Annotated in this window: 8 protein-coding genes; 7 read left to right on the top strand and 1 reads right to left on the bottom strand. The window is 69.4% G+C overall.

From position 1 onward, the window contains the following. The first annotated feature begins 29 nt into the window (after positions 1-29). Positions 30-6,056 carry a hybrid sensor histidine kinase/response regulator gene (locus AC07OH_RS23425; protein ID WP_495302301.1) on the top strand — a complete coding sequence of 2,009 codons (6,027 nt, stop codon included), beginning with the start codon at positions 30-32 and terminating at the stop codon, positions 6,054-6,056. 68 nt (positions 6,057-6,124) lie between these two features. On the opposite strand, the gene AC07OH_RS23420 is transcribed toward AC07OH_RS23425, so the two are convergent. After that, a complete protein-coding gene (locus AC07OH_RS23420) occupies positions 6,125-7,627 on the bottom strand; it encodes a cryptochrome/photolyase family protein (RefSeq protein ID WP_495302300.1) in 1,503 nt (500 codons plus the stop codon). On the opposite strand from AC07OH_RS23420, the gene AC07OH_RS23415 reads away from it, so the two are divergent. Genes AC07OH_RS23415 through AC07OH_RS23390 form a run of 6 tightly spaced genes read left to right on the top strand, consistent with a single transcriptional unit; the run spans position 7,628 to position 12,217 of the window. After that, positions 7,628-8,227 carry a YqgE/AlgH family protein gene (locus tag AC07OH_RS23415; protein WP_095948042.1) on the top strand — a complete coding sequence of 200 codons (600 nt, stop codon included), beginning with the start codon at positions 7,628-7,630 and terminating at the stop codon, positions 8,225-8,227. Next, positions 8,224-8,676 carry a Holliday junction resolvase RuvX gene (ruvX, locus tag AC07OH_RS23410; RefSeq protein ID WP_070062755.1) on the top strand — a complete coding sequence of 151 codons (453 nt, stop codon included), beginning with the start codon at positions 8,224-8,226 and terminating at the stop codon, positions 8,674-8,676. The genes AC07OH_RS23415 and ruvX overlap by 4 nt, the downstream gene beginning before the upstream one ends. Next, positions 8,673-9,170 (top strand): bifunctional pyr operon transcriptional regulator/uracil phosphoribosyltransferase PyrR, encoded by a 498-nt coding sequence (gene pyrR / locus AC07OH_RS23405; RefSeq protein ID WP_495302299.1) that lies wholly within the window; start codon positions 8,673-8,675, stop codon positions 9,168-9,170. The genes ruvX and pyrR overlap by 4 nt, the downstream gene beginning before the upstream one ends. Beyond that, entirely contained in the window at positions 9,170-10,132 is a 963-nt protein-coding gene (locus tag AC07OH_RS23400; RefSeq protein ID WP_056577783.1) for an aspartate carbamoyltransferase catalytic subunit, read from the top strand. Before pyrR ends, AC07OH_RS23400 begins: the two co-directional genes overlap by 1 nt. Next, a complete protein-coding gene (locus tag AC07OH_RS23395; RefSeq protein ID WP_495302298.1) occupies positions 10,129-11,412 on the top strand; it encodes a dihydroorotase in 1,284 nt (427 codons plus the stop codon). The genes AC07OH_RS23400 and AC07OH_RS23395 overlap by 4 nt, the downstream gene beginning before the upstream one ends. A 58-nt stretch (positions 11,413-11,470) precedes the next feature. Further along, positions 11,471-12,217 carry a lysophospholipid acyltransferase family protein gene (locus AC07OH_RS23390; RefSeq protein WP_495302297.1) on the top strand — a complete coding sequence of 249 codons (747 nt, stop codon included), beginning with the start codon at positions 11,471-11,473 and terminating at the stop codon, positions 12,215-12,217. The last annotated feature ends 64 nt before the right edge of the window (positions 12,218-12,281 follow it).

The raw sequence follows: 12,281 nt of genomic DNA, 5'->3' as shown, positions 1-12,281 counted from the left end.
ACAGATAGATAAGAACGGCGAGCAACCACGTGTCGATTCAAACCCCTGCCACGGCCCCCCTCGCCGGCAACATGCCGGCCACCGAAGACCTCGGGCCGCTGGCCTGGGTGCTGGGAGAAATCCAGAAATCCCTCGACGGTGTCGGCAAGTCGCTGCGGCGTTTCGTGCGCGACGTGGGCAGTGCCACGGAGCCCGAGAGCGGCCCGCTGCAGATGGCCCGCCAGCAACTGCACCAGGCCGTCGGCGCGCTGCAGATGGTGGGCCACAGCTCGCCCGCCCTGGTGCTCGGCACCATCGAATTCGCGGTGCAGGGCTTCATCGCCGAGCCGCAGCGCTGCACCGAGAGTGCCGTGCACAAGATCGAGCGTGCCGGCTTTGCCGTCACCGATTTCCTCAGCGCACTGCTGGCCGGCAAGGCCGTGTCGTCGGTGGCGCTGTTCCCGCAGTACCGCGATGTGCTGGAGCTGGGCGGCAATGAGCGCGTCCACCCGGCAGACCTGTGGAGCACCGCGTGGCGCTGGGTCGAGGTCAAGCCTGCGCTCACGCAGGCTGCGCTGGCCTGCGACCCGTCCGTGCGTTCGCGGCTCGACCGCGAAGTGCTGCAGCTGGTCAAGAGCAGCGATCCGCAGGCTGCACGCCGACTGCATGCGCTGTGCCTGGGGCTTGGCCGCGGTGCGCTGCTGCCGCGCGTCGCGAGCTTCTGGACGCTGGCTGCGGGCTTCTTCGAAGCCCTCGCGCTGGGCCTGATTCCCTTCGACACCTACGTCAAGCGCGCGGCCTCGCGCGTGCTGTTGCAGTACGCCACGCTGGCGCGCGGCGACAGCGTGGTGTCCGATCGCCTCGGCCAGGACCTGCTGTTCTTCTGCGCCCAGGCCGTGCCCGGCGCGCAGGACGACGCCGCCACGCTGCGCACCGTGCGCAGCGCCTGGGGCGTGACGCAGGAACCGAGCGTCGACTACACCGTGGTGCAGTTCGGCCGCTTCGATCCGCTGGTGCTCTCGCAGGCGCGCAAGCGCATCGAGACCGCCAAGGAAATGTGGTCGGCGCTCTCGGGCGGCGACATCACGCGCACGCGCCAGGTGGCCGACACCTTCGCGCAGCTCGGCGAATCGCTGCACAAGCTGCACCCGCCGAGCCAGCCGATGGTGCAGGCGCTGACGCACGCCGTGGACGCCTCGGTGCGTTCCGGCCAGCCGCCCGACACCGAACTGGCGATGGAAGTCGCCACCTCGGTGCTGTACCTCGAAGCTGCGCTCGAAGACCTCGACCCCAGCGACCCGCAACTCACCGCCCGCACGCTGCAGCTGGCCGGCCGCATCGAACGTGTGCGCGACGGCGGCCGTTCCGAGCCGCTCGAGCCGTGGATGGAGGATCTGTACCGCCGCGTCAGCGACCGCCAGACCATGGGCACCGTGGTCGACGAGCTGCGCAGCCACCTGAGCGAACTCGAGAAATCGCTCGACCAGTATTTCCGCCGCCCGGCCGAAAAGCCGCTGCTGCGCACCGTGCCCACCCAGCTCATGCAGATGCGCGGTGTGTTCTCGGTGCTGGGGCTCGAACAGGCCGCGCACACCGTGCAGCGCATGCGTGACGACGTCGAGCAGATGCTGCAGGTCAATCGCTCGCCCGTTGAGGAAATGGCCACGTTCGACGCGCTCGGCAACAACCTGGGCGCGCTGGGTTTCCTCATCGACATGCTGGGCTACCAGCCTGCACTGGCCAAGCGCCTGTTCGTGTTCGACGCTGAGGCCGGCGAACTCAAGCCGCTGATGGGCCGCCACGCCGCCGATGCCGCGGCTCCGGTCGAAGGCGCCGCCGCACCGGCCGCCGAGCCTGTGCTCAGCATCGAGGAAGTCGACGCGCAGATCGCTTCCAAGCTCGCCGCGTTGGCCACGCCCAACCGCAAGACCAAGCCATCGCCGTTGGAAGAATTCAGCCGCAAGGCCGAGAGCTGGACCACCAAGATCAGCGGCCCGTCGGCGCTGCCCGACACCGAGGTCACCGAGCTCGAAGAAGACGACCTGCAGAACATCTTCCTGGACGAAGCCCGTGAAGTGGTGGGCAACGGCCTGGCCGCGATCACCGCGCTCGGCCACCGTCCCGGCGACACCGAAGAACTCACCATCCTGCGCCGCGCGTTCCACACGCTCAAGGGCAGCTCGCGCATGGTCGGCCTCACCGACTTCGGCGATGCCGCCTGGTCGCTGGAACAGGTGCTTAACACCTGGCTGGCCGACCAGCGCGATGCCACGCCCGAATTGCTGTCGAGCACCGAGCGCATGCTGGGCGATTTCAGCCAGTGGGTCGAAGCCATTGCCGCCGGCGATGCAGGCACCTGGCACTCGGCACCGTTCAGCCGCGTGGCCAATGCGCTGCTGGCCGGCGAGCCCGTGCCCGCACCGGTGCGCGTGGCCGACGCCGAAGCACTCGCGGTCGCCGCACGCCACATCGCCGCGGAGCCGGCGCCGATCGCGCTGCCGGAGCTGCCTGAGCTCCCCGACCTGTCGCTGACGCCGCAAGATGTCGCAGCCCCTGACGCCACGTTGGACTTCTCCGACTGGCAGCAGGCGCAAGAAGCGCCACACGCACCGACCAAGCCTGTCACACCCGAGCCCGACGACGATTTCGCGTCCACCGACTTCCTCGACTTCGAAGGCAAGCAAGAGACCGCGCCCGCGCCGCTCGACGTGCTGCCCAGCGGCGACGATTTCGATTTCCTCGCGCCCCCGAAGACGCATGCACCGGCCGAGCCCGCCGTGTCGCACGCCGAACCCGAGCCCGCCCCGGAAATCGAAGCGACGGTGCCGACCGCGTCGGGCCTGCCCGATCTCGAATGGACGCCCGAGCCGCTGCCGCTGGCTGCTGCAGAGCCTGTCGCCGAGGTGGTGGCGCCCGTCGAGGTCATTGAAGTCGCCGAAGAACTGCCCGCACTGGAAGTGCCGGCTGAACTGCAGCCGGAACCGGAACCTGTGTCGGCGGCCATCGAAGTCGCACCCGAGGCTCCCGTCGTCGTCGAAACGCCGCCTGTTGCCGTCGTGGCCGAACCGGAATCCGTGTCGGAACCCGAGCCTGTGCTGGCCGAGAGCATTCCCGAACCCGAGTCTTCCGTCGCACCGAGCGCCGAAGACCAGGTCAAGGTGATCGGCCCGCTGCGCATCGGCATCGCGCTGTACAACGTCTACCTCAACGAAGCCGACGAATGGTCCCGCCAGCTGGCGACCGATGTCGGCGAATGGGCGCTCGAAACCCACGAGCGCCTGCCCGACTCGACCATCGCGCTGGCGCACTCGCTGGCCGGCAGCTCGGCCACCGTCGGCTTCCACAGCCTCTCGGGCATGGCCCGCCTGCTCGAATCCGCGCTGCAGCACCTGCAGATGCAGGGCAGCGGCACGCGTGAGCAGGGCGTGGTGCTGGTCGCCGCGGCCGACGAGCTGCGTCGCCTGTTGCACCAGTTCGCCGTCGGCTTCCTGCGCGACCCGTCCGAAGCGACGCTGCAGGCGCTGCGCGAAATCGCCGCCGCGCCGATGCCGCCCGAAATCGCCGCGGCCCGTTTCGAGACGCTGATCCCGAAGCAGATCGTGGCCAACGACGCCTTTGCCGACGTGGCACTGGACGACAACGAAGACGCCATCGACCTGGCCGATGCGGTCGACGTCGACCTGTTCCCGATCTTCGAGGAAGAGGCTGCCGAACTGATGCCCCAGCTGGGCGAGGCGCTGCGCCAGTGGTCGCACCACCCCGACGATGCCGCGCCGCGCGCCTCGGTGCTGCGCACGCTGCACACGCTCAAGGGCAGTGCACGGTTGGCCGGCGCCATGCGCCTGGGCGAGCGCGCGCACCGCATGGAGTCCGAGATCGAACTCCTGGGTTCCCAGGGCGCCGAGCGGGCCGACATCGAGAAGCTGCTGGCCCGCCTCGACACGCTGCAACACACCTTCGACGCCCTGCGCGCGGCCGACGACGCCGCCCAGGTCGAGGTGGCCCAACTGATCGCGACCGCCAGCCCGACCGCACCCGCCATCCAGCGCGTGCAGGTGGCGCCCGACACCCTGGTGTCGGCGAACGACGACCAGGCCGAGGCCGCTGCCGATGGGGCATCGGTGGAGTCCATTGCCTCGCCGTCTTCGCTGCCGCGCCCCGCGACGGCCATGCTCGCACCGTTGCGTGCGGCATCGAGCCAGGCGGTGCGCATCCGCACCCAGCTGCTCGACCGCCTTGTGGCGCAGACCGGCGAGGTCATCATCACGCGCTCGCGCCTCGAGGCCGAACTCGGCCAGCTGCGCGGCTCGCTCGCCGACCTCACGGGCAACCTCGACCGCTTGCGCCAGCAGCTGCGCGACATCGAGGTGCAGGCCGAAAGCCAGATGCAGTCGCGCCTGGCACAGGCCAAGGACTCGCAGCAGAGCTTCGATCCGCTCGAGTTCGACCGCTTCACCCGCGTGCAGGAACTCACGCGCATGATGGCCGAGTCGGTGAACGACGTGGCCACCGTGCAGCGCACCCTGCAGAAGACCGTGCAGGCCACGGAAGACGACCTGAGCGTGCAGGCTCGCCAGACGCGTGAATTGCAGCGCGGCCTGCTGCGCACGCGCATGGTGGAGTTCGAAGGCATCTCCGACCGCCTGTACCGCGTGGTGCGCCAGGCCTCGAAGGACACCGGCAAGCAGGTGCGCCTGGACATCGTCGGCGGCTCCATCGAAATGGACCGCGGCGTGCTCGACCGCATGACGCCCGCCTTCGAGCACCTGCTGCGCAACTGCGTGGCGCACGGCATCGAAGACGCGGCGGTGCGCGAGGCGTCCGGCAAGGACGCCAGCGGCCTCATCGTCATCGACCTGCACCACGAAGGCAACGACGTGTCGGTGAGCTTCCGCGACGACGGCGCCGGCCTCGACCAGAAACGCATCGCCGAACGCGCCCGCGCGCTCGGCCTGCTCGGCCACGACCAGGACCTGTCGCCCGAAGAAGCCACCGAGCTGATCTTCAAGCCCGGCTTCTCGACGGCAGGGCAGGTGTCCGAACTGGCCGGTCGCGGCATCGGCATGGACGTGGTGCGCGCACAGATCGCCGCCATCGGTGGCCGCATCGAAACGCACAGCACGCCGGGCCAGGGCACCACCTTCAAGCTGGTGCTGCCGCTGACCACCGCCGTGACGCACGTGGTGATGCTGCGTGCGGGCGAGGTGTCGATCGGCGTGCCGTCGAACCTCGTGGAACTCGTGCAGCGCGTGAGCGGTGCCGATCTCGAGGCCGCCTACCTGAACCACAGCTTTGCCTTCGGCAGCGAGCAGGTGCCGTTCTACTGGGCCGGCGCGCTGCTGCAGCACTCCATCCGCAGCGAGCACGCCGCCACCAAGAACAACACGCTGGTGATCGTGCGAAGCGCGGCGCAGCGCGTCGCCCTGCACGTGGACGAAGTGCTGGGCAACCAGGAAGTCGTGGTCAAGAACCTCGGCCCGCAGCTCGCGCGGCTGCCCGGCCTGGCCGGCATCTCGGTGCTGGCTTCGGGCGCGGTGGCACTGATCTACAACCCGGTGGCGCTGGCGGCCGTGCACGGCGACCAGGCGCGCGCGCGCCAGACCGCCGCGCTGGCCGCACCGACGCACGCTGCGTCGGCAGACGCCAGCACGCCGCAGACACCGGCGGCTTTCGCCCCGGTGGTGCCGCAGATCCCGCTCGTGCTGGTGGTGGACGACTCCATCACCGTGCGTCGCGTCACGCAGCGTCTGCTGCAGCGCGAAGGCTATCGCGTGTCGCTCGCGGCCGACGGCCTGCAGGCGCTCGAACGGCTGCAGCAGGAGCGCCCGGCCGTGGTGCTGTCGGACATCGAGATGCCGCGCATGGACGGCTTCGACCTGGCCCGCAACATCCGCGCCGACACCGCGCTGGCCGAGCTGCCGATCATCATGATCACCTCGCGCATCGCCGAGAAGCACCGCGAGTACGCGCGCGACCTGGGCGTGAACCACTACCTGGGCAAGCCCTACTCGGAAGAGGAGCTGTTGCGCCTGGTGCGTGCCTACACGAGCGAGCCGGCCGCACTGGCGGCGGCCTGATCAGGCTCGGCAGCGCCGGTAATCGGCGCGGCAAAGAAAAGGGCCCTTCGGGGCCCTTTTCTCTTGGGTTACGGCTTTTGCAAGGCCTTGGCGCGTGCCGCCGCGTAGCGCTGCATCGTCTTCTCCCGCGCCTCGGCGTGGTCCACCACCGGCTTCGGGTAGTTCTCGCCCAGCCTGACGCCTGCCGCCTCCAGCTCGACCGGTGTGGCCATCCACGGCGCATGGATCGCCACGTTCGACAGCCCCGCGAGCTGCGGCAGGTAGCGTCGGATGAACTTGCCCTCGGGGTCGAAGCGCTCGCTCTGCGTCACCGGGTTGAAGATGCGGAAGTAGGGCTGGGCGTCGCATCCAGTCGAGCTGGCCCATTGCCAGCCGCCGTTGTTCGAGGCCAGCTCGAAGTCGTTGAGGTGCTGCGCAAAGTAGCGCTCGCCGCGCCGCCAGTCCAGCCCCAGATCCTTGCACAGGAAGCTCGCCACCACCATGCGCAGCCGGTTGTGCATGTAGCCGCTCTGGCGGATCTGCAGCATCGCGGCATCGACCAGCGGGTAGCCGGTGCGGCCCTCGCACCAGGCGTCGAAGAGCTGGTCGGCGTGCTTGCCGTGGTGCCACTGGACCTTGTCGTACTCGGGGCGAAAGCTCTTCGATTCGCCGTTCGCGTGCACGTGCGGGAAGTGCGCCAGGATCTGGAAGTAGAAGTCGCGCCAGACCAGCTCGCTGAGCCAGGTCGCGGCCCCGCTGTTGCCCTGCAGCGCCAGCTGGTGCGCCACGCTGGCCAGCTGGCGGATCGACACCGTGCCGAAGCGCAGGTGCACGCCCATGTAGCTGGGCCCGCGCACGGCCGGGAAGTTGCGCGCCTCGTCGTAGCGGTCGATGCGCTCGAAGAAATCTTCGAACAGCGCGCCCGCGCCGCGCGTGCCGGTGGGGATCTCCAGCGTCTGGAGGTTGGTGCTTTCGAAGCCGATGTCGCCCAGCGTGGGCACCGGCCCGCCCAGGGCCGGGGGCGGCGGCGCCAGCGCGTCGGCGTGGCTGCGCACGGGGTACGACTTCAAAAAGAACGAATCCACCTTCGCCAGCCAGGCCCGCTTGTACGGCGTGAACACCGTGTAGGGCAGGCCGGCCTTGGTCATGACCTCGTCGCGGTCGAAGACGGTGCTGTCCTTGAAGGTGTGGAAGCTGATGCCCGTGTTGGCCAGCGCGCCGAGCACGCGGGCGTCGCGCGCCAGGGCGTCGGGCTCGTCGTCGCGGTTGGCGAACACCGCCTGCACGTCGAGCGTATGGGCCAGCGCCGGGATCTCCTCGGCGGCCACCGCGTGCCGCACGATGAGCCCGCTGCCCAGGCCGCGCAGCTCGGCTTCGAGCTCCACCAGCGATTCGCGGATGAATTCGACCCGCCGGTCCGCGCCGGGCAGGGCGTCCAGGATCGCCCGGTCAAACACGAAAACGCACACCACCTGCCGGCAGGCCCGCAGCGCCCGGTACAGCGCTGCGTTGTCGTCCACCCGGAGGTCCCGGCGAAACCACATGAGCCCTTTGGGATAGGTCTTGTCGACGGCCAGTAAAATCGGGGGCATATGGCTGCCGATTCTGCCCCGATGAACCTGACGCATCACTTTCTGATCGCGATGCCGGGGATGGAAGACAAAACTTTCAACCGCAGCGTCGTTTACCTCTGCGAACACAGCGAGCGCGGCGCGCTCGGGCTGGTGATCAACAAACCCAGCGACATCAACCTCAAGGTGCTGTTCGAGAAGATCGAACTCCACCTGGCCCGCCCCGAGCTGGGCGACGCCCCCGTTTTCCAGGGCGGCCCGGTGCAGACCGAGCGCGGCTTCGTGCTGCACGAGCCGGTGTTCACCCAGGCCGAGAAGCCCGAGGAATCGGTCTACGCCTCGACCATGACCATCCCCGGCGGGCTCGAAATGACCACCTCGAAAGACGTGCTGGAGGCCCTGGCCACCGGCGCCGGCCCGCGCAAGGTGCTGGTCTCGCTGGGCTATTCGGCCTGGGGCGAGGGCCAGCTGGAGTCCGAACTGGCCGAGAACAGCTGGCTCACGGTGCTGGCCGACCCGGCCGTGATCTTCGATACGCCGGTGGAAAAGCGCTACGACAAGGCGTTGATGCTCTTGGGGCTCGAGGCTTGGACCTTGTCTCCCGACGCGGGCCACGCATGAGCGACGTCATGTCCGACGCGCCCGCATCCGCCCCTGTTCCTGTCCCCGCCGCCGTTCCCGCGCATTTCCAGAGCTTCCTGGCCTTCGACTTCGGCGCCAAGCGCACCGGCGTGGCCAGCGGCAACCGGCTGCTGCGCACGGCGACCCCGCAGGCCACCATCAAGGCCGAGGGCGCCGACGCCCGCTTTGCCCAGGTCGAGGCGCGCATCAAGGAATGGCAGCCCGACGCCCTGGTGGTCGGCGTGCCCTACCACCCCGACGGCGCCCCGCACGAGAACACCCGCCGCGCCCAGAAGTTCGCGCGCCAGCTGCGCGGCCGTTTCAATCTCCAGGTGTTCGAGGTCGACGAGCGCTACAGCACCACCGAGGCCTTGTCGTCCGGCGCCCGCGATGCCGACGCGGCGTCGGCCTGCATCATCCTGGAACAGTTTTTGAGGAGTCTCCCGTGAGTTCAATCCCCGATGCCGAAGCGCTCTACACGACGCTGCTGTCCGGCGTGAAGGCGCTGATGCGCCCCGAGACGAAACTGGTGGGCATCACCTCCGGCGGCGCCTGGCTGGTCGAGCGCCTGCAGAAGGACCTGGGCCTGGCCGGTGCCCCCGGCATCATCTCGTCGGCCATGCACCGCGACGACTTCGCGCGCCGCGGCCTCTCGGCCAGCGCGCAGACCGCGCTGCCCTTCGACGTGAACGGCGCCGACGTGCTGCTGCTCGACGACGTGCTCTACACCGGCCGCACGATCCGCGCCGTGCTCAACGAGCTGTTCGACTTCGGCCGCCCCGCCTGCGTGCGACTCGCCGTGCTGGTGGATCGCGGTGGCCGTGAACTGCCGGTCGCCGCCGACTTCGCCGCGACGACGCTCACGTTGCCGAACACCCAATTGCTAGCCCTCGCACGCGCCGACGACGGCGCCTTCAGCCTCAAGGTGGAGGACAACACCTAATGCTCTACAAGCGAAACCCGCAGCTCAACAAGAACGGCGAGCTGATCCACCTGCTGTCGATCGAGGGCCTGCCCAAGGACATCGTCACGCACATCCTCGACACGGCCGCCAACTTCACCAGCGTGAGCGACCGCGAGGTGAAGAAGGTGCCGCTGCTGCGCGGCAAGAGCGTGTTCAACCTGTTCTTCGAGAACAGCACGCGCACCCGCACCACCTTCGAGATCGCGGCCAAGCGCCTGTCGGCCGACGTCATCAACCTGGACATCGCGCGCTCCTCGGCCACCAAGGGCGAGTCGCTGCTGGACACCATCGCCAACCTGAGCGCCATGGCCGCCGACCTGTTCGTGGTGCGCCACAGCGAGTCGGGCGCGCCGTACCTGATCGCGCAGCACGTCGCGCCGCACGTGCACGTGGTGAACGCCGGCGACGGCCGCCACGCGCACCCGACGCAGGGGCTGCTCGACATGTACACGATCCGCCACTACAAGAAAGACTTCTCGAACCTCACGGTCGCGATCGTCGGCGACGTGCTGCACTCGCGCGTGGCGCGCTCCGACATCCATGCGCTCACCACGCTCGGCTGCGCCGAAGTGCGCGTGGTCGGCCCCAAGACGCTGGTACCCGCCGACATGGCCGGCATGGGCGTGCGCGTGTGCCACACGCTCGAAGAAGGCATCAAGGACTGCGACGTCGTCATCATGCTGCGCCTGCAGAACGAGCGCATGAGCGGCGCGCTGCTGCCCTCGTCGCAGGAGTTCTTCAAGACCTTCGGCCTCACGCAGGAAAAACTGCAGCTGGCCAAGCCCGACGCCATCGTGATGCACCCGGGCCCGATCAACCGCGGCGTGGAGATCGACTCCGCCGTGGTCGACGGCAAGCAGAGCGTGATCCTTCCGCAGGTCACTTTCGGCATCGCGGTCCGCATGGCCGTGATGAGCATCGTGGCAGGGAACGAAGCATGAACATCCTCATCACCAACGGCCGCGTGGTCGACCCCGCCTCGGGCACCGACAAGCCCACCGACATCGCCATCGCCGACGGCAAGATCGCCGGCATCGGACGCGCGCCGGCGGGCTTCAAGCCCGAGCGCACCCTCGACGCCACGGGCTGCATCGTCACGCCCGGCCTCGTCGACCTCGCCGCGCGCCTGCGCGAGCCGGGCTACGAGCACGAAGGCATGCTCGAAAGCGAAATGGCCGCGGCCATCGCGGGCGGCGTGACCAGCCTCGTGTGCCCGCCCGACACCGACCCCGTGCTCGACGAGCCCGGCCTGGTCGAGATGCTCAAGTTCCGCGCCGAAAAGCTGCAGTGCGCGCGCCTGTTCCCGCTCGGCGCGCTCACGCGCAACCTGGCTGGCGGCGTGCTCACCGAGATGGCCGAGCTCACCGAGGCCGGCTGCATCGGCTTCGGCCAGGCCGACGTGCCGCTGGCCGACACGCAGGTGCTGCAGCGCGCGCTGTCGTACGCCAGCACCTTCGGCTACACCGTGTGGCTGCGCCCGCAGGACCGCGACCTCGGCAAGGGCGTGGCCGCCAGCGGCGCGCTCGCCACACGGCTGGGCCTGGGCGGCGTGCCGGTGGCGGCCGAGACGATCGCCATCTTCACCATCATCGAGCTCATGAAGAGCACCGGCGCGCGCGTGCACCTGTGCCGCATCTCCAGCGCCCGCGGCGTGGCGCTGGTGCGCGAGGCCAAGGCGCAGGGCCTGCCGATCACCTGCGACGTCAGCATCAACTCGCTGCACCTGGCCGACACCGACATCGGCTTCTTCGACAGCCGCGCGCGCCTGAACCCGCCGCTGCGCCAGCAGGGCGACCGCGACGCGCTCTCGGCCGCGCTGGCCGACGGCACCATCGACGCGCTGGTGTCCGACCACACGCCGGTCGAGGCCGACGCCAAGACCCTGCCTTTCGCCGAAGCCGAACCCGGCGCCACCGGCCTCGAACTGCTGCTGCCGCTCGCGCTGCAGTGGGGCGAGCGCAGCGGCGCGGGCCTGGCGCGCGCCATCGAGGTGGTCACCTCGGCGCCGGCGCGCCTGCTGAACGCGGCCGACGCGGCCAGCGGCATCGGCCGCATCGCCGAGGGCGGCGTGGCCGACCTGTGCATCGCCGATCCGTCGCTCGAGTGGCAGGTGGTGCCCGAGGCGCTGCGCAGCCAGGGCAAGCACACGCCGTTCTCCAGCTACCCGATGCAAGGGCGCGCGCGCCACACGCTGGTGGCCGGCCGCATCGTGCACGGCTGATCGACGGCCGCTCGCCACACGGCACGTCGTCACAAAGAAGAAGAGGGCCCGCGTCCAGATGCTGCACTCGTTGAAGGCCGGCTGGCGCCTGCTGCATGCGGCCTCGCATGCGCTGTCGGGCTGGTGGACGATCCGCTTCACCTTTCCGCACCTGCCGCAGGACGAACGCAACGCGCGCGTGCAGGCCTGGTCGCAGCGCATGCTGCAGATCATGGGCGTCACGCTGCGCGTGCAGGGCGAGCCGCCCGTGCACGGGCCCGCGCTGCTCATCTGCAACCACCTGTCGTGGCTCGACATCACCGCCATCCATGCGGCGCGCCATGTGCGCTTCGTGTCGAAGTCGGACGTCAAGCAGTGGCCGGTGATCGGCACGCTCTCCACCGGCGCCGGCACGCTCTACATCGAGCGTGAACGGCGCCGCGACGCCATGCGCGTGGTGCACCACATGACCGAGGCGCTGCGCGGCGGCGACCTGATCGGCGTGTTCCCCGAAGGCACCACGAGCGACGGGCGCGGGCTGCTGCCGTTTCACGCCAACCTGCTGCAGGCCGCGATTTCTTCAGGTGCGCCGGTGATTCCGGCCGCGCTGCGCTTTGCCGACGCCGCCACCGGCGAAACCAGCCAGGCGCCGCGCTACATCGACGACGACAACCTGCTGGCCTCGGTGTGGAACACGCTGCGCGCGCCGCCGCTCTTGGCCATCGTGCGCTTCGGCGAGCCGCAGCCTTCGTACAGCCGTGAGCGCCGCAGCTGGGCGCATTCGCTGCATGAAGACGTGCAGCAGCTGCGCCGCGACACCCACTGACCTGACCTGATCGCACGGCGGCGCCGGGCATAAAAAAGCGCCTCCCGGGTGGGGAAGCGCTGAA

The sequence above is a fragment of the Variovorax sp. GW821-FHT10C12 genome, from assembly GCF_059415405.1.
The sequence above is the reverse complement of the archived record's forward strand: the minus strand, read 5'-3'. Positions and strand labels throughout refer to the sequence as shown.

Coding starts and splice junctions, on each gene's coding strand:
- AC07OH_RS23420 (WP_495302300.1), bottom strand. CDS start 7,627: ATGCCCCCGATTTTACTGGCCGTCGACAAGACCTATCCCAAAGGGCTC.
- AC07OH_RS23415 (WP_095948042.1), top strand. CDS start 7,628: ATGGCTGCCGATTCTGCCCCGATGAACCTGACGCATCACTTTCTGATC.
- ruvX (WP_070062755.1), top strand. CDS start 8,224: ATGAGCGACGTCATGTCCGACGCGCCCGCATCCGCCCCTGTTCCTGTC.
- AC07OH_RS23400 (WP_056577783.1), top strand. CDS start 9,170: ATGCTCTACAAGCGAAACCCGCAGCTCAACAAGAACGGCGAGCTGATC.
- AC07OH_RS23395 (WP_495302298.1), top strand. CDS start 10,129: ATGAACATCCTCATCACCAACGGCCGCGTGGTCGACCCCGCCTCGGGC.
- AC07OH_RS23390 (WP_495302297.1), top strand. CDS start 11,471: ATGCTGCACTCGTTGAAGGCCGGCTGGCGCCTGCTGCATGCGGCCTCG.